The organism is Neisseria sp. HMSC31F04 (genome assembly GCF_001807735.1).
Classification (GTDB): domain Bacteria; phylum Pseudomonadota; class Gammaproteobacteria; order Burkholderiales; family Neisseriaceae; genus Neisseria; species Neisseria elongata.
Map to the genome: position 1 here is coordinate 1 of NZ_KV790785.1, position 19461 is coordinate 19461.

Here is a 19461-nt window from a genome sequence, read left to right on the forward strand (position 1 = left end):
TTTCCGCACAAATATCATAACTACTAATCTACGTCAGCCCCTTTTATAATGCAGTACAGTTTTATTTTATTTTTCGGTAAACGAGTTATAATTATAGGTTTATAAAAATAAGTCCCGCGATTACGGGTCACCTGAAAGATACAAACCATGAAGAAAGTTTTTATACGTACGTTCGGTTGTCAGATGAATGAATATGACAGCGAAAAAATGTTATCTGTTTTAGAGGAAGAGCATGGCGGCATAGAGCAAGTTGCAGAACCTGATGAAGCAGATATTATCCTTTTTAATACTTGTTCGGTGCGTGAAAAGGCGCAAGAAAAAGTATTTTCAGATTTGGGGAGAGTACGCCCGTTAAAAGATAAAAAACCAGATTTGATTATAGGTGTCGCGGGCTGTGTAGCTTCTCAGGAAGGTGAAGCAATCGTAAAACGCGCACCGTTTGTAGATATAGTGTTTGGTCCGCAAACACTTCACCGTTTGCCGCGCCTGATTGATGATAAGAAGGAAACAGGCCTTCCTCAAGTTGATATTTCTTTTCCCGAAATTGAAAAATTTGATCATTTGCCACCGGCGAGAGTCGATGGTGGGTCTGCTTTCATTTCTATTATGGAAGGTTGTTCGAAATATTGTTCTTTTTGTGTAGTACCATATACTCGAGGCGAGGAATTTTCCCGCCCCTTGAATGATGTATTGACGGAAATTGCCGGTTTGGCGCAGCAAGGTGTAAAGGAAATCAATCTCTTGGGGCAGAACGTTAATGCTTATCGCGGATTGATGGATGATGGTGAGGTATGTGATTTTGCTACTTTGCTGAGAATTGTGCATGAAATTCCCGGGATTGAACGTCTTCGTTTTACGACCAGTCATCCAAGGGAATTTTCTGATGCGATCATTGAATGTTACCGCGATTTGCCCAAGTTGGTCTCCCACCTGCATTTGCCGATTCAAAGTGGTTCAGATCGTGTGTTGAGTGCAATGAAGCGTGGCTATACGGCTCTAGAATACAAGTCGATTATTCGAAAGTTGCGTGCAATTCGTCCGGATTTGTGCTTGAGTTCTGATTTTATTGTTGGATTTCCAGGTGAAACTGAGCGGGAATTTGAACAAACGTTGAAATTGGTTAAAGACATTGCTTTCGATTTAAGCTTTGTATTTATTTACAGTCCGCGTCCTGGAACGCCGGCTGCCAATCTGCATGACGATACTCCTCATGAAGAAAAAGTGCGTCGGTTGGAGGCATTAAACGAAGTTATCGAGGCTGAAACGGCACGTATCAATCAAACCATGGTTGGTACGGTGCAGCGTTGTTTGGTTGAAGGTGTGTCCAAAAAGGATCCGGAGCAGTTGCAGGCTAGAACGGCCAATAACCGTGTGGTAAATTTTGTCGGTAATCCTGAATTGATCAATCAAATGGTTGAAATCAAGATTACGGAAGCATTTACATTCTCTTTGCGGGGTGAGTTGCTTTAAATGAGCCAATCTTGAAGCATAACAAGCTATATATGCTAGAGGCCGTCTGAAAAATATTTTTACTTCGATGAAGTTAATATTTTCAGACGGCCTTTCTCTATTTCAGTTTTGATAAAGTAGACGCTTTTCCTTTAAGTGAGGTGAAATTTCGTATATATAGCCCTACGCATAATGCCTAATACCCGCTACAATACGGTCGTTAATTACCAGGCAGTTTGTCCGCAAACTGCCTGTTTGTGAAAGGATGCCTTATGATTCCGAATTTAGCCAAAATAAAAATATTGTCGGCTACTGTTTTGACAGCCTTTTTTTTGAGCGGTTGCGCTGCAGCACTTATCGGTGGTGCGGCAGCCGGCACTTCTTCCGTGATTGACCGTCGCACTACGGGCGCACAGGCTGACGATCAGATTATGGAAATGCGGGTTAAGAATACCGCTATTTCTTATCTCAAGCAGAATAATAATTTGGAGGGTTACAATCCGAATTTGAGTATTGTCAGCTACAACCGGCATATTTTACTTTTGGGTAAGGTTGCCACAGAGGATGAGCGTCGTTTTGTCGAACAAGTCGCCCGTTCCGAGCAGTCTGCACAGGCTGTATACAACTATATCGAAATCGCCCCCCAAGTTCGTTCGTTCGGCAATATTTCTGCCGATACGTGGAGCACGACAAAAGTAAAAACCGTGATGTTGGGTGTGAACGGCGTTTATCCCGGTCGGGTGAAAATCGTTACTTATGACGGCGTTACTTACGTCATGGGTATTTTGACACCTGAAGAGCAGGCGGCGGTTACACAGAGGGTCAGCACAACGGCCGGCGTGCAAAAAGTTGTTACCCTTTATCAGAGTTATATGCCTAATAATTAAGCATAGCGTCAAACGATGTTTGAATCGGGCAAAGAAATACTATTCGGATGCAGGCTGCTCAGTTTTGCAGCCTGCTTTTCCAAAAGCTTGATGTAGTTTCAGCCGTCCTGCAAGACGGTTCCTCCCACATTAAAAGGAAACCTGAATGAACGAAGAAAACCCATCCGAAAATCAGCCGGTTAAAAAGAAAAGTTTTTTAAGCATCGGCAAATTATTCTGGTTTTTTATCTTTCTTCTCGCCGTTGCCGTGGCGGCGTTGCTGATCAATGTTTGGTTGGAGTTGCAACGTCCGCAGCCGCCGCAGAGTCAGCCTGTGCAGCAACAAAATACAGTGGAAGTTTGGTCGCCGAATGGTGCATCAGCTGTGGCTCCGGCCAATAACGGCAACCCGCTGGTACCGCAGGTGCCGAAAAACGAACCTGCTTCCAAGCCGGATGCGCCTGATGATACGGCGGTTGAAGCCGTTACTCCTCCGGCCAATAACAAACCGAAAGCGAAGGACAACAAAGTCAAAGACGATCAGATTAAGCAGGAAAAACTATCGCCCAATCAAGAAAAGCCGTTGGAGCCGATAAATCGATCTTCAAACAGCGATGAAGTACCGTTGGAGCCGATCAACAAACGTCCTAAAAACATTGAATCCGCGGTAGAGCCGGTTAACAAGCCTGCCCCTAAAGCAGACAATCCCGCCAAGCCGGCACCCAAGCGGCAGACAACCGACATGGACAACCTGTTCTGACATTAAACCTGTAACGGCAAAAGGCCGTCTGAAAAAAAACAACCCATTTTCAGACGGCCTTTGATTACATATTCTGGAAGAATACCCGTAAATCCGTTAAAATTTCGCCGTTTCCCCCTATGGATAATTGGAAGTAAAACGTGAACCGCCACCACAAATATCTCGCCCTTACCGCTGCCGTCTTACTGGCACTGACCGCCTGCGGTAAAGAAGAAAAAAACAATGATGTTCCGGCAGCCAAACCGCAAGAGCAGGTTTTTGCCAAGCCGGTCGAGGCACAGACCAGCCAAGGGAAAGTCGATATGCTGCTGCCCGACTTTACCAAGCTTATGGAGCAGGAAGGTGCGACCGTGGTCAACATCCAGGCAACCAAACAAACCGAAAATAATGCCGACCAAACCGACCACAGTCCTTTCCCCGAAGACGATCCGTTTTACGATTTCTTCAAGCGCCTGGTGCCCAACGCCCCGCAACTGCAAGCTCCCGATGAAGACAAAGATCAGAATTTCGGTTCCGGCTTCATTATCAGCGCAAACGGCTACATCCTGACGAACGCCCACGTGGTGGCCGGCATGAACAGCATCAAAGTAACATTGAACGACAAGCGAGAATTCAGTGCCAAACTCATCGGTTCGGATGCCCAATCAGATGTCGCCTTACTGAAAATTGAAGCCGAAGGCCTGCCGACAGTGAAAATCGGCGATGTCAAAACCCTCCGCATCGGCGAATGGGTGGCCGCCATCGGTGCGCCGTTCGGATTTGAAAACAGCATTACGGCTGGCATCGTTTCCGCCAAAGGCCGCAGCCTGCCGAACGAAAACTACACCCCGTTTATCCAAACTGACGTTGCCATCAATCCGGGCAACTCGGGCGGCCCGCTGTTCAACCTAAACGGACAGGTTGTCGGCATCAACTCCCAAATTTACAGCCGCAGCGGCGGCTTTATGGGTATTTCCTTCGCCATTCCGATTGACGTCGCCATGAATGTGGCCGACCAGCTCCGCACCACGGGTAAAGTGCAGCGCGGACGGCTGGGCGTCATCATTCAGGAAGTCAATTACAACCTGGCCAAATCTTTCGGCCTCAGCAAACCGATGGGCGCGCTGATTACCCAAGTGATGCCCGACGGTCCTGCGGCACAGGCCGGATTGAAGCAGGGCGACGTCGTCCTCAGCGTGAACGGCGAAGAAGTGCGCGCCTCCAACGACCTGCCCGTCATGGTCGGCTCCATTGCACCGGGCAAGGAAATTACGCTCCAAGTCTGGCGCAACGGCGAAGTCATCGAGCAAAAAATCCTGCTCGACAATGCCGATAAAAACAATGGCAGCCGAAGCGGCCATACCGGCAGCGACAGTAGTGCCAATCTGCAAAACCAAAGTTTCACCCTCGACAACATCGGACTGACGCTGGCCGAACAGATCACGGGCGACAAACACCGCCTGCTGGTACTGCGTGCCGACAAAGTGGCGGCCCAAGCCGGATTGAAGCGCGGCGACTACATCCTGTCCGTCGGCCAAAATCCGGTAACGGACGAAGCCTCGATGCGGGGTGCGTTGGAAAAAGCGGGCAACAATATCCCGCTGCTCGTCCAGCGCGGCGAGAACACCCTGTTCCTCGCGCTCAACCTGCAATAACCATCCGACCACCCGTTTCAGACGGCCTCCAGGCCGTCTGAAAAATCTTTCATACTCTGAAAACCATGATACCGAAAACCCTGCCGCGCGGCCCCATAATGGCCGATGTCGAATCCTTCCGACTCACCGACGAAGAAAAAGAACGCCTGCTTGATCCCGTTATCGGCGGCGTGATTCTGTTTCGCCGAAATTTCCAAGATAGAGAACAGCTGACCCTGCTCGTGCAGGAAATCAAAGCCCTGCGCCAACCACCCCTGATTGTGGCCGTCGATCATGAAGGCGGCCGCGTGCAACGGTTTATCACGGGTTTTACCCGCCTGCCCGCCATGCGCGTATTGGGCGAAATGTGGGACGGACAAGGGGCGGAAGCCGCCAAAGAACGGGCGGAAACGGTTGGTTGGGTGCTGGCTGCCGAACTGGCCGCCTGCGGCATCGATTTGTCGTTTACACCGGTATTGGATTTGGACTGGGGCAATTGCGCCGTTATCGGCAACCGCAGCTTACACAAAGATGCGGACGTGGTGATTGAATTGGCGTTGGCATTGCAGCGCGGCCTGAACCGCGGCGGCATGAAATCCTGCGGCAAACATTTTCCCGGCCACGGCTTCGTCGGCGGCGACAGCCATCTGACCCTGCCGCACGACTCACGCAGCTTGGACGAATTGCAGGCGGACGACCTGCGTCCGTTTGCCGCCCTGTCTGCCGCAGGCATGGCCGCCGTTATGCCCGCCCATGTAGTTTACGGAAAAATCGACAGCCGCCCTGCCGGCTTTTCACCCGTTTGGCTACAAGACATTCTGCGCGGCCGGCTCAAATTCGACGGTGTGATTTTTTCCGATGATTTGACCATGGAAGGTGCGGCTGCCGCAGGCGGCATCACGCAGCGGGCACAGGCGGCATTCCGTGCCGGCTGCGACATCGCGCTGGTTTGCAACCGGCCGGATTTGGTGGACGAACTGCGCCGCGATTTTGTCGCGCCCGACAATCCGCAGTTGGCGGCCCGTTGGCAATACATGGCCAATGAGCTGATGCCCGCGCAGGCACAGGCCGTGCTGCAAACCGAAGCCTTCCGGCACGCCCGTATGCTGACGGAGCAGCTGTCGGGCGTCAGGGATTTGGCCGGCGGCGTGCAGGTGGGCGAAGCGTTTTAAATACAAGGGCGATTATAAGGCCGTCTGAAAGTGTGGCTGCGGTGCGGCGACAACTTTTCAGACGGCCTTTTTATGCCTGCTTTCCTGTGCGGCTGCTGTCCCGTGCGTTGGAGAACCTGCCGTGTATCCGGTGTGCCGGGCACGTTTAAAACTGTTTCTCCACGCTGACAAACCATTGCATATTCCGCCGCGAATAGAAGCCGCCCATATTGCTGTCCACTTTCAGGTATTGCAGGTTCAGGCGCGGCACCAAGCCTTTCCACGACAATTTTTCGTGCCAGACGGATGCGCCGGCCTGATATTCGCGGTCTTTGCGCACGAATCGGTAAACCAGCGTGCCGGGCGCGTCGAAAACACGGCGGGAGTAGCGCAGGTTGGCGCGCAGGCCGAGGCCGTCTGAAAAGGTTTTGAATACGCCCAGCCGAACGCCTTTGCGCACGGAAGCCTGTTCCGCTTCGCGCGTGATGTCGTGCGACCAGTCCGCGCCGCCGAACAGCAGCCAGTTTTTCGGTGCGGCGTATATCAGGGTTGCGCCCGCCGACGGCATGTGGCCGTCGTAACGTGCCGCCGTGCGTTCTTCGCGATAGCGTTTCCAGATATGGCTCGCGTTGAGCGCGATGCGCCATTTGTCGTTCAGACGGCCTGAAAAGTCGGCCTGTGCGCCGAATACTTGGTTGTAAGGTTCGCCGCCCAGACGGTTGTATTCGATAAAGGGCAGGATGCCGAAGGAGCGCGTTACGGAGCGGTTTTTGTAGCCTGCGGCAAAGTGGATGCTCTGCTCGTTGTATTCGCGGCGGTCCCAATAATGTACGCCGTCGCCGTTCAGACGGCCTGCGGCGAAGTGGCGGCCGCCCAAGTTGATTTCGCGTGATACGCCCAAGCCGTAGCGGATACCGTGCGCGCTTTGGGGCAGGCTGTCGGCGGTTTTCCGCCATTGCCTGCCGTCCCATTCGATGATTTCGGCTTCGGAAGCGTTGTTTACATTGTCGGTGGCGGCGTATTGCAGGGAAATTTCGGGCTGCCAGCCTTGTTCTTTTTTGATGGCTGCCAGATAACGGTCGGCCAGTGTTTGCATGTCGGGCTGCAGGCCGGGTTTGGCACGTTGCAGTTCCGCAGCCGCTTCGCGGTATTGTTTGTTTTCAAACAGCATGACACCCAAATCAAAACGCGGATAGGCCAAGCCGGGCTGTTGCGCCAAGATGCCGCGATACAGTGCGACGGCTTCATCGTGACGGAGTTGGGTGCGGCGGAGTGCGCCGAGTGCGTAGTCGTGGAGGATGGGGTCGCGCGCGGGCAGGGTTTGGTATTTTTGCAGCAGTTTTGTCAGGCGCGGCCAGTCTTGTTCGGTCAGTGCGCGGCTAATTTGCGCTTCCAGGGTGCTGCCGTTGTCGTCGGAAAGGACGGCGGCGGGCGGTGCGGGTTGGGGCGGTGGCTCGGGGCTGATGGGTGTTTCCGGCAGTCGGTCGAATGAAACCGGTGCGGGAACGTGCACGGTTTCGGATACGGCGTGGAAGGGTAAAAGCAGCAGGAGCAGGGAGGCTATTTTCATGGCGGTATGGATGGGAGGGGGACGGAGGCCGTCTGAAAATGCCGGCCGGCGGCGATTATAGCGGAAATGCTTTGGCAGGACGGAATATGGCGGATGATGCGGGGTGCGGCGGTATGGCCGCAGTCTTGGCGGAATTTCTGAATGGCTGATGCCGGTTGCGTCCGTATCCGGGTTGGAAACGAAAAGGCCGTCTGAAACGGTTTTCCGGTTTCAGACGGCCTCTCGAGCATCTTATCCTGTGGACGGCTTAATCGTCGTTGCCGGCCAGTGAAAGCAGGATGTGCAACAGGCTTTGGAAGATGTTGTACAGTGAGATGAAGATGGTCAGCGCCGCGCTGATGTGGCTGTCTTCGCCGCCTTCGATGACGGTTCGCACTTGCCACATGATGACCAGCGAGCTGAAGAAGACGAATGCGCCGGCAATGGCCAGTCCGAAGACAGGCATTTGCAGGAACAGGTTGGCCACCACGGCAATCATCAGGATGACGCCGCCGACGGAGAGGAAGCGGCCGAGGGCGTTGGTGTCAACGTTGGCTTTTCGCGCCATCACCGACATGACGCCGAATACCGCCGCAGTCATCAGGGCTGCGGTGGCGACGAGGTTCGCGCCGCCGGGAATGCTCAGGCTGTATTGCAGCAGCGGGGAAATCAGCGCGCCCATGCCGAAGGTGAAAACCATCAAAAGGCCTGCGCCCACGTTGCTGTAGCGGTTTTTCTCAATCAGGAAAACCATGCCGTAGAAGAAGGCGAAGAAGGCGATGATGCCCGCCCAGCGGTTGCCGGTGAGACTGAAGAGGTTGAAGCCCGTGGCGGCAGCGGCGAATGCGCCCAGCGCACAGGGGATGAAGGACACTGCCAAGAGGCCGTAGGTTTTGCGCAAAACGCTGCTGCGCTGCACGTCCATGGCCGGGTTGGTATAGTCGTAAACATCATGTTGCATGGTGTCGTTCCTATGTGTGGGTTGGTGAATAAGGATGAGGATTGTAACAGTAAGTCTTGAAAATGCGAAGGTTTTACTTTGTTTATTCAAATAATAGCGAAGAGGCCGTCTGAAAAGTCGGTTTCGGGAGGTTCGGTGTCCTGACTCTGCCGGAAACGTTCTTTTCAGACGGCCTTTTTACTGTTTAGCGTTTGCCGGTCATGCGGCTGTAAATGGCGAGGATGACAACGGCCGCAATGGTGGAGACAATCCAGCCTGCCGGTTGGTTAGGACCGTACCAGCCGAGCGTCTGTCCGGCCCAACTGCCGAGCAACGAGCCGCCGATGCCGAGCAGGGTGGTGAAGATAAAGCCGAGTTTGTCGCGGCCGGGGTAGAGGAATTTCGCCAAAACACCGATGATGAAACCGATGAGGATGGTAGCAAGCATGTTTTTTCCTTTGTTTGGGTGTGTACAGGGCGGCAATATGCGGCAAGGGGGCAGCTTTTAAATGCCGTTTGCAGTAATTTGATGTTTTTTGACGCTTGTTTACATGGAGGCCGTCTGAAAAACCGGTTTGAACGGTTTGTGACGGGTGTTTGCGCGCTTAGTGCCTGCCCGAACGCCAGATGGACCAGATAATCCACAGGCTGTTGGCAAAGGCCAGCAGGTAGCCGGTCAGGCCGAGGAAACCGGGGGCTTTGTCTACACTCATGACGATGGAGGAGCCGATAATCAAGGCGGCGGTAACGATGCCCATGGTCAGGCGGTTGGTGGCGCGGTCGAGCTGGTGGCTGAGGTCGTCCAGCCGTTTGAGGTCGAGGTCGAGGCTGAATTGTCCTTTTTGCAGCCGCCGCGACAGGCGGATGAGGGTTTGCGGCAGTTCGTCGGCGGTTTGCAGCAGGGTGTTCAGCTGCCTGCGGCTTTTCCGTACGATGTAGTCGGGGGAGGCGAGGCGTTTCAGTTCGGCCAGTACGATGGGTTTGGCCTGTTCCAAGAGTTCGGTCGAGCCATCCAGCCGTTTGACCACGCCTTCGAGGGTAATCAGCGTTTTGAACAGCATCACCAAATCGGCGGGCAGCGTCAGGCCGTGGCCGCGCATGATTTGGGTGATGTCGTTGATGACTTGGCTGATGCGTAAGTCGCTGACGGGAGTGTTTTCGTAGTTCAACAGCATTTCCAGCACGTCGGCACCCAGCAGGTTTTCGTCGGGCAGTTCGCCCTGCGCCCAGTTGCCCAGCACATATTGCATGGTAAACGGGTCGCGCTCCGCCAGGGCTTTGATGAGGGAAAGGATTTCGTGCCGCCTCGGGGCGGAAAGGTGGCCGACCAGGCCGAAATCAATCAGGCTGATCCGCCCGTCGTCGCGGATGAAGATGTTGCCGGGGTGCGGGTCGGCATGAAAGAAGCCTTGCTGCAAAATCATGGCAAATAAGGTGTCGGTAATGCGCCGTGCCAGTATGGCGCGGGTTTCAGACGGCATCCGGTCGATATCGGCATGGCGCAGGAGGGTACCGCCGACATATTCCTGCACCAGAATCTGGCGGTTGGAATACTCGGCATAGACCTTGGGAATGTGGACGAAAGGATGGCCGGCAAAGGCATTGGCGAAACGCTGCATATAGCGCAGTTCGAACGACAAATCGGTTTCCCTGGCCAGGCTGCGGGCAAAATACTGAACCATCTGAACCGGCCGGTAGCGGCGGGTTTCGGGGATTTCCGTTTCGATGAGGGCTGCCAGGTGGTTCAAAATACGCAAATCCGCGCGTATGCTTTTTTCAATGTCCGGCCGCTTGATTTTAACCGCCACCCGTTCGCCGTTGCGCAAAACCGCGCCGTGCACCTGGGCGATGGACGCACTGCCGACCGGTTTGCCGTCCAACTCGGCAAACACTTCGTCCATCGGCCGGCCGAGCCGTGCCTCAATCAACGCGCCGATGTCTTCCGTGGCAATCGGCGCGACGTTGCATTGCAGCTGTTCGAATTCCTCTATCCACTCGGCATTGAAAATGTCCACCCGCGTGGACAAAATCTGCCCCAGCTTGACAAACGTCGGCCCCAGTTCCTCGAAAGCCAGGCGGAAACGGCGCGGCGTAGGGATGTAGCGGCTGTCCGCATCGGGGTTTTCAGACGGCGTTTTGCCCGACAATTTGATACGCTGCACAAACTCGCCCAAGCCGTGTTTGGTTAGAATGGCAATGATTTCGCGCAGCCGCGAAAAATCGCGCATAGCGAGTAAAGTTGGTATCATCATGGCGGTTATGTGGTATCTTTCGGCTCGACAGATGCCCAGCATAGCATATTTTTGCGCGCGGACGGCACAGGAGGCCGTCTGAAAAAAATGGTTACCAACACCGTCGGCAGGCTGCCGGATAGCAGGGCCGACAAGCAAGCGAAACAACAGCATGACCCATTTGAAACAAATCCTTACCTACTTCTTTACGGTGTTTGCCCTATTGACGGCAACCCTTCCCGCCGCCTACGCCGACAATAAGAAAACGGCCAAAAAAGAAACCGTCAAAAAAGACGCAGCTAAAAAAGACAACGCCAAAAAAGAGCCGGCCGACAAGAAAAAAGACGATAAAAAGAAAGACGGGGCAAAGTCGGAAAACAGCAAAAAAGACAATGCCAAAGGCGGCAAAAAACAGGAAAAAGAAAAGAACAACGCCAAAAAAGAATCCCCAAAAGAGGCTGCCAAAAACAGCAAAGAAAAAAAAGATAATAAAGACAGTAAAAATAAAAAAGAAACAGGCAAAGACAAAAAAGAAAACAAACAAGCAGCACAAGCAGGCGGCAGAAACCAAGAAAGCCAAAAGAAAGACGGCAAACAAAAGGACAAAAAGGCCGATACCGCCAAACAAGAAGCCCTGAAAAAGCAAGAGGCCGCGAAAAAAGAAGCGGAACGCCGCGAGGCGGCAAGAAGGGAAGCCGCCCGCCAAGAAGCTGCACATCGAGAGACTCCGCCCGCCCCGCCCCCGTCCGCTCCCCGCCAGTCTTATGACGAAGACGGCATGCAGGCACTGGTCAAACAGCAGTCGGAAACAGAGCGGCGTCAGGAAGCAAAAGCCCCTCCCGCCCCTTCTCCGAAAGTGGAATTTTCCGAGTCCGCTTCAAGCCAATCCTCTTCAAAACGTACCGCAGCCCTTTCCCGCCGCGAAGCGGACGAATTGATCGGCAACGCAATGGGATTACTCGGCGTCAGCTACCGTTTTGGCGGAACATCCGTCAGCAGCGGTTTCGACTGCAGTGGCTTCATGCAGCATATTTTCCGCAAAACCATGCAAATCAACCTGCCCCGCACATCGGCAGAGCAGGCTAAAATGGGTGTGGCGGTCAGCCGAAGCGAACTCCAGCCGGGTGACATGGTGTTTTTCAGCACTTCGCGCGGACGCATCTCGCACGTCGGCCTCTATATTGGCAACAACCGCTTCATCCATGCCCCGCGCACCGGAAAAAGCATCGAAATCACCAGCCTGGGCAACAAATACTGGAACAGCAAATACGTTACCGCCCGCAGGGTGAAACGCTACGATTCAGGTCGTTTTACCAGATAAACCATAAGGATAGAGGAGTCTGAAATATGGCCATGCCCGACATGCCGAAATGGTACGGTGACGACGGCAGCATCGTTTCCTGCACCGAAAAAATCAAAGTCATGAACGAAAACATGACGGAACTCTTCCAGCTGGCGCAAGATGCGTTTGAGGATGCTCTGTTGATGGGCTGCGGAGAGGAACAGCTGCGCGAATACCTTGCCGCCCTGGTGGCCGGAGTGGAAAACCCATACCAAGGATAAAGGCATTTGCAGCCTGCAAGCAGAGGCCGTCTGAAAGCAGAATATTGTTTTTTCAGACGGCCTCCTTCGTTTTTATTGCAACATAACATCTGAGGAACTTGTCATGCGCCGTTTCTGCATGGTTTTACTATTTATCCCCCTTTTGAGTGTTGCGGCGCAGCCGGAAGGCTTGGCCGTGGTGGCCGACCCGGACGGCCATGTCAACCTGCGCGCCCGTCCCGACTTGAAAAGTAAAGTATTGGCCAAGCTGCCCAACGGTACGCCGATTTATTGCCTCTCCGACGAAGCAGGCGACGGCGGCGCGCAGTTTTGCGACGCGAGGCTGCAAACGCCGTCTGAGGGCGGCTTCGTCCATCACAGCCGATTGGTTTTCCCCAAACGCGGCGGCGGCTTTGTCCCCCTTCGGTTGCGGCACAACGGTTCGGACGGCATAACGTTGTCCGCCGCAGGGCAAACCATCCGCGTTACCGCCGCCCGTTTCAAGCCGAACAAAGCCGATTTTTCCGGCATCGACAAGCAGGGGTATACGGCCCGCCGCTATCGGGGCCATCCTTTCTATGGTACGGACAACATGATTCCCGACGAAGTCTTCGTGCCTGCAAGCATCACGTTGAACGGCCGCCCCGTACCCGCTACCCAGTTGCAGGGGCTGTTTCATCCCGTTTATGCCGCCAACCCGCAAGCGGGCAATTTTTGGCATACTTGGGAAGCCTATTACCGCCCGGACAGCGGAACCGTTTATCTCTATGCCTCATTGGGGACGGACGGCGCACCTTTCGGCGTTACCTTCGTGTTTGAAAAAGGCCGGTTTGTCCGCCGTTATTTGTGGGGGGAGGCGGTTTAAAGCGGAATCGGGCTTGGGCTGTCGTTTTCGTTACACTTGAATATAAAAAGTGCAAGGTGATTGTTATGATGAAATATTTTTCGATTTTTGTTTTATCCGCCCTTTCGGCATACAGCGTGCAGGCGGCCGATACGGCGCAGCAGTTGCGGAAACGCGATCGTGTTCGGCCGCCCGTATTGAAAGTATTGCCGACCCGGGACGGCGCGGCGGGCGGAGAACTGGTCATGCTGCTCGATATAGACGAGAAGGGCAGGGTAAAACGCCGCGTGTGGCAGGAAGGGAAGTCGGGCAATCCGGCATTGCGCAGGCAGGCCGTTGCCGATGCGGGGCAGCCGCAGTTTACGCCGCCGAAATCGTGCGAAACGGCAGAGGACGGGCAAACAGTCTGCAAGCCGGTGAAATCTTATGCCGAATATGTTTATCTGTTTTACGGCCCGGGCGAAAACCGCGAGGGCGAGGCCTATTTCCTGCCGGTTCCGCCTTATCCTGCCGTATCGTTCTATGAGGCTGAGGAGGGGACTGTTCGCATAGCGGTGCATGTCTCGCCGGAAGGGAAGGTCGTTTCGGCAAAAGTCCCGTCTAAAAGGTTCGTCAGGTTGGATCGTGCCGCTCACAAAGCGGCATTGGAGGGAATTTATTTTCCCGCCATACGGGACGGGAAGCCGGTAGATACAAGACTCTTCCTTCGGTTTAACTTTATTTTGCCACAGGATAAGCCGTCTGAAAGTGCGGCTTCGGCAGAGTGAAAACGGTATGGCCGTCAAAACGGAACGAAACGCCGGCAAAAGTTAAAACCCGCAAGGCCGTCTGAATTTTCAGACGGCCTTTGTTACAATGCGGCCTTCCGCCGTTCGGCTTTTTGAAATTCGCAACATGAAACAATCTTCCAGCTGGCTGCATGCCGCCGCCGTTTATACCGACCCGCGCGCCGTCGTGCTGTTTTTCCTCGGATTTTCCGCCGGTGTGCCGATTATGCTGATTTTTTCCAGCCTGTCGTTGTGGTTGAGCGAGGCCGGCGTGTCGCGCGATATGGTAACGATGTTCAGCTGGGCGGCTTTGGCTTATTCGTTCAAATTCGTTTGGGCACCGCTAATCGATTCGTTGCCGCTGCCTGTTTTGGGAAGGCTGGGTTGGCGGCGTTCCTGGCTGCTGTTGTCGCAGGCGGCCGTGGCGTCGGCCATCGTTTGGATGGCGATGGTTAATCCGGCGCAGCCCGGGGCTTTGGCGATGATGGCGGCGGCGGCGGTGCTGCTCGGCTTTTCTTCGGCCACGCAGGACGTCGTTATCGATGCCTACCGCATCGAGGCGGCGGGGGACGATACGGCGATGCAGTCGGTAACGTCGGCCACTTACAATGCGGGGTACCGCGTCGGCATGATTGTTTCCGGCGCGGGCGCGCTGTATGCGGCGGAAACGTTCGGGTCGAAGTCGGGGCATTATGTGTATGCCGCGTGGCAGCAGACGTATTTGCTGATGGCGGCGGTGATGGCGGTGGGCATGGCGACGGTTTTGCTGATGCGCGAGCCGGAGGTGGCCGCCCGTGCGGACAAACGGCGCAGTTTGGCGGACAGCCTGCGCCTGATTGTGCTGTTCCTCGGTTCCGTGTCGGCATTTGCGGCAATGTTTTCCTGGTTCGGCGGTTTGTTTTCGAAGCAGGACGATGCGCTGTTGGGCTTGCTGGTTGAGGCGGCCCGCCTGACGATGTCGGTGGGTGCAGCGGGGCTGGCCGGTGCGTTTTTGGTGTGGCTGAAAATCGTGCCCAAACAGTTGGCCGTCGATACCTGGGTAACGCCCGTGGCCGATTTTTTCCGGCGTTACGGCCGTTCGGCCCTGCTGCTTTTGGCTTTAATCGGGCTGTACCGTATTTCGGATATTGTGGCCGGGGTGATTTCCAATGTGTTTTATCAGGAAATGGGGTTCAGCAAAAACGAAATCGCGGCGGCGGTGAAAACCTTCGGCGTGGTGATGGCAGTGGCGGGCGGTTTCCTCGGCGGGCTGCTGTCGCAGCGGTTTTCGCTGATGAAGATGATGATGGCCGGCGCGGTACTGGCTTCAGCTACCAATCTGTTGTTCATTACGCTGGCTTATCGCGGGCACGACGTGTTGTTTATATATTTGGCGGTCGGTTTCGACAATTTGGCTTCCGGGCTGGCGGGCGCGGTGTTCGTCGCCTTCCTCTCTTCGCTGACGAATATCCGTTTCACCGCCGTACAATACGCCATTTTCAGTTCGCTGATGACCTTGCTGCCGAAAACGCTGGGCGGCTATTCCGGCACGATTGTGAGCAAAATCGGCTACCCGGGCTTTTTCCTGTTTACCGCGCTGATCGGCCTGCCGGTGCTGTTGCTGGTGTATTGGGTTGATAAGAAAATCTACCGTCAGGCTGAGGCCGTCTGAAAACCGTCCGCAAAGGAAAGACATGACATCCGTTTCGCAATACGCCGTGTTCGGCAATCCGATTGCCCACAGCAGGTCGCCCGAAATCCACCGGCTGTTTGCCGCCCAGGAAGGGGTGGAAATCGAATACGGCCGTTGTTTGGCCGACATCGGCGGCTTCGCGCCGGCGGTGCGGGCGTTTTTCGCTTTGGGCGGCGCGGGGGCGAATGTTACCCTGCCGTTTAAAACCGAAGCCTTCGCATTGGCCGACGAGTTGTCCGAACGCGCCGCAGCGGCAGGTGCGGCCAATACGCTGATACGGCTTTCAGACGGCCGTCTGAAAGCCGACAACACCGACGGCGTCGGTTTGGTGCGGGACATCGCCCGCCAAAACGTTTCCCTGCGCGGCAAACGGATTTTGGTGCTGGGTGCGGGCGGCGCGGTGCGCGGCGTGCTGCAACTGTTGCTGGCGCAAGAACCTGCCGCCGTTACCGTTGCCAACCGCACGCCGTCCAAAGCGCATGAGTTAGTGCAACAATTCGGCGTGCTGTCTTGCGCTTTGGCAGACGCGGCGGAAGGCTTCGACATCGTCATCAACGGCACGTCGGGCGGCTTGAACGGGCAAACCCCCGATGTATCCCCCGCCGTTTTCGAACATTGCGAACTGGCCTACGATATGGTTTACGGCCGCGAACCGACTGCCTTTATGCGTCTGGCGCGTCAAAACGGCGCGCACAAGGTTTCAGACGGCCTCGGTATGCTGGTCGGCCAGGCCGCCGAATCCTACCGCCTGTGGCGCGGGTTTTCGCCCGATGTCGAACCCGTTATCGAAACATTGAGAAAGGCCGTCTGAAAATGTTGAAATGGTTGATTGCATTACCTTTTTCCGCCTTTATCCTGTTTAACGCCTATGTTTACGGCAGCATACTGACCTACCGCGCCGTCGCCCCGCACCACAGCGCGTTTATGACCATGCGGATGAACGAATTCCGCAGCGAAGGGCGGGAAGTTGCCTTGGACTACCGCTGGATTCCCTACAACCGCATCTCCGTCAATCTGAAAAAGGCACTGATTGCCTCGGAAGACGCGGCCTTTGCCGAACACGGCGGCTTCGACTGGAACGGCATACGCAACGCCATGCGCCGCAACGAACGAAGCGGCCGCATCAAAGGCGGCGGCTCGACCATCAGCCAGCAGCTTGCCAAAAACCTGTTCCTCAACGAGTGGCAGAGCTACATCCGCAAAGGCGAGGAAGCAGCCATCACCGCCATGCTCGAAGCCACCACCGACAAAGACCGCATCTTCGAACTCTACCTCAACGTTATCGAATGGGATTACGGCGTATTTGGCGCGGAAGCTGCCTCGCAGCGTTTTTACCGCAAACCCGCCGCCACCCTGAGCAAACAACAGGCCGCCGCCCTGGCCGCCCGCGTTCCCGCCCCGTTGTTCTACGCCGACAACCCGAACAGCAAACGCCTGCGCGCCAAAACCAACATCATTTTGAAACGCATGGGTTCGGCGGAATTGCCGGAAGAATAGAAAGAGGCCGTCTGAAAGCCGTTTTCAGACGGCCTTCCCGCCGCAGAACCGATACAGGGTATAGTAAGGCCGTACCGCCATTCCCGTGCAGGCGGGAATCCGAGCCTTAGGCTGCCGGAAATATGCAGGGCTGCCGCAAGCCGATGACGGCAATCGGATATTGGCCGTTTCAATTCACCGCAAAAGGAGCAGGCATCATGCTGACGCCGAAACACAGCGAACTGTTCGACATCCCGTTTTACCAGTTTTCCCAGTTGAAAAAATACCAGCCGGAGTCGATTCCTCAAATCAAAGCCGACTACAAGGCGGCGTGGCAGGATTGGCAGGCCTTGATTCGGCAGGTGGCGGAAGATTTGGGTGCGCCGTTCGCCCCGCCGCACATCGAACGCTGGTGCAACGGCTGGCAGGTGCGGGCGCATTTTTTCGCCTATTTCAAATACGCGCAATACAGCGATGCGGCGGCGATTTTGTCGGTGTTGCTCAACCGCCGCCGCCTGACCGTCAGCCTCGACTGGCATTGCTACAAGGCCGATGTTTCGCCTATCGCCCTGCCGCAGTACAACCGCTGGCTGGATGTTTTGGAAGCCGAACGTTATGCGGCTTTCGATATTTGGCACGGTGCAGACGACGAATACGCCGATTATCCGATCATGGCGCAAAGCGGCGTGCCCGCTTTGGACGGCAAAGACGATTTCTTCTGCATCGGCCGCCACATCGAACGCGCCGATTTGGGCAAAACCGACAGCGCGGCCTGGATTGTGGATACGGTGCGCGCACTGCTACCGCTGTATGAAGCCTGTTTCGATGATTAAATAAAGATGCCGGAAAGATAGAGGCCGTCTGAAAACACATTTTCAGACGGCCTTTTGACGATGAAGGGAGCAGTGCCGGCTACTATGATATAGTGGATTAAATTTAAACCAGTACGGCGTTGGCTCGCCTTGCCGTACTATTTGTACTGTCTGCGGCTTCGTCGCCTTGTCCTGATTCAAATTTAATTCACTATAGTGCCGGACAGGCGGGAATCACATCAATTCTTCCACCCAGCCGACACCGACGGCATCGGGGCCGAGGTGCGCGCTGATAACAGGCGAAATCGGAAAGCCGGTTATTTTCAAGCCGGTTTTGTCTTTCAGCTTTTGTGCCAGCTGATCGTAAAGGCCGCGGTTGCCGCCGTAGAGGCCGTAGGCGCGGACGTGTTTGCCGTGAGTCTGCTTTTTGACGGCATCGACCAAGGAATCCAAAGTGTTTTCGGTCTTTCTGCCGACATCCAGCCGCGAAAATTCGCCGTTGCGGAAACGCAGGACGGGCTTCAGGTCCAGCAGTCCGGCAAAGAATTTCTCGGTCGGATTCAGATGGCCTTGGCGGCGCAATTGGCGCGTGTTGTGCACACTGAATATGATTTCGGCTGTGGGCTTCAATCGTTCGAGGTGCGCCACGACGTCGGCGGGGGCAAAGCCTAGGTGCAGCAGTTTCAGCGCTTCGAGTGCGAAATGGCCTTCGGGCATGCAGGCCGTGCCGGTATCGACGACGTAAACAGTAATCTCGCGCGCCATTTCCACCGCCACTTTGCGGATGATGTCGGCCGCACCGCTGATTTTGCCGCTTAAGGTGGTTACGATGACTTCGCGGTAGCCGAGGTCGCGCAGTTCGGCAAACTGCCTTCTGACGGCTTTTTCCGCCGGCGGCGAAGTGGTGGCTGTATCGTCGGGCGTTTCCATCTGCCAGAGGTAGAAGGCATCGGGGTGCAGGTCCAGGCCGTCTGAATAGACGATGCCGTCCATATGGATGTTCAGGCGCAGGATGTAGAGCAGGTCGTCATCCGATGCGATTTCATCAAGAGAACTTGTAGATGTGGCCACGACGGCGCAACGGGCCGGCAGCCTGTAATGATCAAGCATGGCTGTTGTGGTAGTGTGTGATACTGAAAAAAGGGCGGATGGTAAGGGATTGCGCGGGGAAAGTCCAGTATAAAAAACGAATGTAAGCCATTAAATTTTCAAATAAATATGAACATTTCATTTCTGCCTGCTTATTGTGCAGATGACAGGGTTTCGTTGAGGAACGCGAGGGCGAAATCGACGGCCTGCCGCCGTATTTCGTCGCGGTTGCCGTTAAAGCGGGCGGTGCGGGCGTGGGTGGTTTGACGGTCGGCAAGGCCGAAGCAGACGGTGCCGACGGGTTTTTCGGGGCTGCCGCCGTCCGGGCCGGCGATGCCCGAAATGCCGAGGGCGTAGTCGGCATCCGCCGCCCGCCTTGCCCCCGCCGCCATTTCGTGTACCACGGCTTCGCTGACTGCGCCGTATTGCCGCAGGCTGTCGGCGGAAACGCCCAACAGCCGTTGTTTCGCTTCGTTGCTGTAGGTAACGAAGCCTGTTTCAAACCAGGCGGAGCTGCCGGGCAGGCGGGTGAATTCCGCCGCCAGCAGGCCGCCGGTGCAGGATTCGGCGCAACTGACGGTAAGGCCTCGGGCGGCGAGGCGGGCGGTCAGCAGATGGAGGACGGAGTCGGGTGTCGGGTTCGGCGTCATGGGTTCAGCCTCGTGGTGTTTTTATAGTGGATTAAATTTAAACCAGTACG

At 55.2% G+C, this 19461-nt stretch carries 19 protein-coding genes and 1 pseudogene; 13 read left to right on the forward strand and 7 right to left on the reverse strand.

The genetic code is table 11. From position 1 onward, the window contains the following. The first annotated feature begins 147 nt into the window (after nt 1-147). The 5 genes from miaB to nagZ all read left to right on the forward strand — a co-directional run bounded on the left by miaB (nt 148) and on the right by nagZ (nt 5860). On the forward strand, nt 148-1470 hold the full coding sequence (gene miaB / locus HMPREF3107_RS02935) for a tRNA (N6-isopentenyl adenosine(37)-C2)-methylthiotransferase MiaB (RefSeq protein ID WP_049248933.1): 1323 nt from the start codon (nt 148-150) through the stop codon (nt 1468-1470). 251 nt (nt 1471-1721) lie between these two features. Next, nucleotides 1722-2336: a BON domain-containing protein gene (locus HMPREF3107_RS02940; RefSeq protein WP_070453238.1), complete on the forward strand. Its 615-nt coding sequence runs from the start codon at nt 1722-1724 to the stop codon at nt 2334-2336. 145 nt (nt 2337-2481) lie between these two features. Further along, nucleotides 2482-3075, forward strand: a complete 594-nt coding sequence (locus HMPREF3107_RS02945; RefSeq protein ID WP_070453241.1) for a hypothetical protein — start codon at nt 2482-2484, stop codon at nt 3073-3075. Between the two features lie 140 nt (nt 3076-3215). Next, complete coding sequence (locus HMPREF3107_RS02950) at nt 3216-4709, forward strand: DegQ family serine endoprotease (protein WP_070453244.1); 1494 nt, start codon at nt 3216-3218, stop codon at nt 4707-4709. A gap of 65 nt (nt 4710-4774) precedes the next feature. Next, the gene (gene nagZ, locus HMPREF3107_RS02955) at nt 4775-5860 is read left to right on the forward strand and encodes a beta-N-acetylhexosaminidase (RefSeq protein WP_070453246.1); all 1086 of its coding nucleotides are present in this window, start codon (nt 4775-4777) and stop codon (nt 5858-5860) included. 145 nt (nt 5861-6005) lie between these two features. Here nagZ and HMPREF3107_RS02960 read toward each other — a convergent pair whose 3' ends face one another. From HMPREF3107_RS02960 to HMPREF3107_RS02975, 4 genes are all read right to left on the reverse strand, one after another. Beyond that, nucleotides 6006-7409 (reverse strand): surface lipoprotein assembly modifier, encoded by a 1404-nt coding sequence (locus tag HMPREF3107_RS02960; protein WP_070453249.1) that lies wholly within the window; start codon nt 7407-7409, stop codon nt 6006-6008. Nucleotides 7410-7656: 247 nt separating this feature from the next. Beyond that, entirely contained in the window at nt 7657-8349 is a 693-nt protein-coding gene (locus HMPREF3107_RS02965) for a Bax inhibitor-1 family protein (protein WP_049253221.1), read from the reverse strand. Nucleotides 8350-8533: 184 nt separating this feature from the next. Next, entirely contained in the window at nt 8534-8776 is a 243-nt protein-coding gene (locus HMPREF3107_RS02970; RefSeq protein ID WP_070453252.1) for a GlsB/YeaQ/YmgE family stress response membrane protein, read from the reverse strand. A 157-nt stretch (nt 8777-8933) separates the two neighbouring features. Then, the gene (locus HMPREF3107_RS02975; RefSeq protein ID WP_070453284.1) at nt 8934-10580 is read right to left on the reverse strand and encodes an ABC1 kinase family protein; all 1647 of its coding nucleotides are present in this window, start codon (nt 10578-10580) and stop codon (nt 8934-8936) included. A gap of 757 nt (nt 10581-11337) precedes the next feature. On the opposite strand from HMPREF3107_RS02975, the gene HMPREF3107_RS11340 reads away from it, so the two are divergent. The 8 genes from HMPREF3107_RS11340 (at nt 11338) to HMPREF3107_RS03015 (ending at nt 17693) form a co-directional block, all read left to right on the forward strand. Beyond that, on the forward strand, nt 11338-11880 hold the full coding sequence (locus tag HMPREF3107_RS11340; RefSeq protein ID WP_083284601.1) for a C40 family peptidase: 543 nt from the start codon (nt 11338-11340) through the stop codon (nt 11878-11880). Nucleotides 11881-11906: 26 nt separating this feature from the next. Then, on the forward strand, nt 11907-12122 hold the full coding sequence (locus tag HMPREF3107_RS02985) for a hypothetical protein (RefSeq protein ID WP_003772629.1): 216 nt from the start codon (nt 11907-11909) through the stop codon (nt 12120-12122). A 103-nt stretch (nt 12123-12225) separates the two neighbouring features. Beyond that, nucleotides 12226-12966: an SH3 domain-containing protein gene (locus tag HMPREF3107_RS02990; RefSeq protein ID WP_070453259.1), complete on the forward strand. Its 741-nt coding sequence runs from the start codon at nt 12226-12228 to the stop codon at nt 12964-12966. 65 nt (nt 12967-13031) lie between these two features. Beyond that, nucleotides 13032-13712 (forward strand): energy transducer TonB, encoded by a 681-nt coding sequence (locus HMPREF3107_RS02995; protein WP_141742816.1) that lies wholly within the window; start codon nt 13032-13034, stop codon nt 13710-13712. Nucleotides 13713-13839: 127 nt separating this feature from the next. After that, the gene (locus HMPREF3107_RS03000) at nt 13840-15363 is read left to right on the forward strand and encodes an AmpG family muropeptide MFS transporter (RefSeq protein WP_070453287.1); all 1524 of its coding nucleotides are present in this window, start codon (nt 13840-13842) and stop codon (nt 15361-15363) included. Nucleotides 15364-15385: 22 nt separating this feature from the next. Beyond that, complete coding sequence (gene aroE / locus HMPREF3107_RS03005; RefSeq protein ID WP_070453265.1) at nt 15386-16195, forward strand: shikimate dehydrogenase; 810 nt, start codon at nt 15386-15388, stop codon at nt 16193-16195. Between the two features lie 2 nt (nt 16196-16197). After that, nucleotides 16198-16881 carry a monofunctional biosynthetic peptidoglycan transglycosylase gene (mtgA, locus tag HMPREF3107_RS03010; protein ID WP_070453268.1) on the forward strand — a complete coding sequence of 228 codons (684 nt, stop codon included), beginning with the start codon at nt 16198-16200 and terminating at the stop codon, nt 16879-16881. Between the two features lie 197 nt (nt 16882-17078). Beyond that, nucleotides 17079-17693 (forward strand): HI_0552 family protein, encoded by a 615-nt coding sequence (locus HMPREF3107_RS03015; protein ID WP_070453290.1) that lies wholly within the window; start codon nt 17079-17081, stop codon nt 17691-17693. A gap of 87 nt (nt 17694-17780) precedes the next feature. On the opposite strand, the pseudogene HMPREF3107_RS12290 reads toward HMPREF3107_RS03015, so the two are convergent. From HMPREF3107_RS12290 to HMPREF3107_RS03025, 3 genes and pseudogenes are all read right to left on the reverse strand, one after another. Further along, a pseudogene (locus HMPREF3107_RS12290) lies at nt 17781-17888 on the reverse strand (IS5/IS1182 family transposase); the annotation flags it as partial. 18 nt (nt 17889-17906) lie between these two features. Beyond that, nucleotides 17907-18743, reverse strand: coding sequence for a DegV family protein (locus HMPREF3107_RS03020; protein WP_246828581.1), 837 nt, complete (start codon nt 18741-18743; stop codon nt 17907-17909). A 170-nt stretch (nt 18744-18913) separates the two neighbouring features. Continuing rightward, the gene (locus HMPREF3107_RS03025) at nt 18914-19411 is read right to left on the reverse strand and encodes a CinA family protein (protein ID WP_070453274.1); all 498 of its coding nucleotides are present in this window, start codon (nt 19409-19411) and stop codon (nt 18914-18916) included. Nucleotides 19412-19461: the final 50 nt, after the last annotated feature.

Bases quoted from the DNA above. Each gene is read 5' to 3' on its own strand.
- miaB (WP_049248933.1), top strand. From the start codon at position 148: ATGAAGAAAGTTTTTATACGTACGTTCGGTTGTCAGATGAATGAATAT.
- HMPREF3107_RS02940 (WP_070453238.1), top strand. From the start codon at position 1,722: ATGATTCCGAATTTAGCCAAAATAAAAATATTGTCGGCTACTGTTTTG.
- HMPREF3107_RS02945 (WP_070453241.1), top strand. From the start codon at position 2,482: ATGAACGAAGAAAACCCATCCGAAAATCAGCCGGTTAAAAAGAAAAGT.
- nagZ (WP_070453246.1), top strand. From the start codon at position 4,775: ATGATACCGAAAACCCTGCCGCGCGGCCCCATAATGGCCGATGTCGAA.
- HMPREF3107_RS02960 (WP_070453249.1), bottom strand. From the start codon at position 7,409: ATGAAAATAGCCTCCCTGCTCCTGCTGCTTTTACCCTTCCACGCCGTA.
- HMPREF3107_RS02965 (WP_049253221.1), bottom strand. From the start codon at position 8,349: ATGCAACATGATGTTTACGACTATACCAACCCGGCCATGGACGTGCAG.
- HMPREF3107_RS02970 (WP_070453252.1), bottom strand. From the start codon at position 8,776: ATGCTTGCTACCATCCTCATCGGTTTCATCATCGGTGTTTTGGCGAAA.
- HMPREF3107_RS02975 (WP_070453284.1), bottom strand. From the start codon at position 10,580: ATGATGATACCAACTTTACTCGCTATGCGCGATTTTTCGCGGCTGCGC.
- HMPREF3107_RS11340 (WP_083284601.1), top strand. From the start codon at position 11,338: ATGCAGGCACTGGTCAAACAGCAGTCGGAAACAGAGCGGCGTCAGGAA.
- HMPREF3107_RS02985 (WP_003772629.1), top strand. From the start codon at position 11,907: ATGGCCATGCCCGACATGCCGAAATGGTACGGTGACGACGGCAGCATC.
- HMPREF3107_RS02990 (WP_070453259.1), top strand. From the start codon at position 12,226: ATGCGCCGTTTCTGCATGGTTTTACTATTTATCCCCCTTTTGAGTGTT.
- HMPREF3107_RS02995 (WP_141742816.1), top strand. From the start codon at position 13,032: ATGATGAAATATTTTTCGATTTTTGTTTTATCCGCCCTTTCGGCATAC.
- HMPREF3107_RS03000 (WP_070453287.1), top strand. From the start codon at position 13,840: ATGAAACAATCTTCCAGCTGGCTGCATGCCGCCGCCGTTTATACCGAC.
- aroE (WP_070453265.1), top strand. From the start codon at position 15,386: ATGACATCCGTTTCGCAATACGCCGTGTTCGGCAATCCGATTGCCCAC.
- mtgA (WP_070453268.1), top strand. From the start codon at position 16,198: ATGTTGAAATGGTTGATTGCATTACCTTTTTCCGCCTTTATCCTGTTT.
- HMPREF3107_RS03015 (WP_070453290.1), top strand. From the start codon at position 17,079: ATGCTGACGCCGAAACACAGCGAACTGTTCGACATCCCGTTTTACCAG.
- HMPREF3107_RS03025 (WP_070453274.1), bottom strand. From the start codon at position 19,411: ATGACGCCGAACCCGACACCCGACTCCGTCCTCCATCTGCTGACCGCC.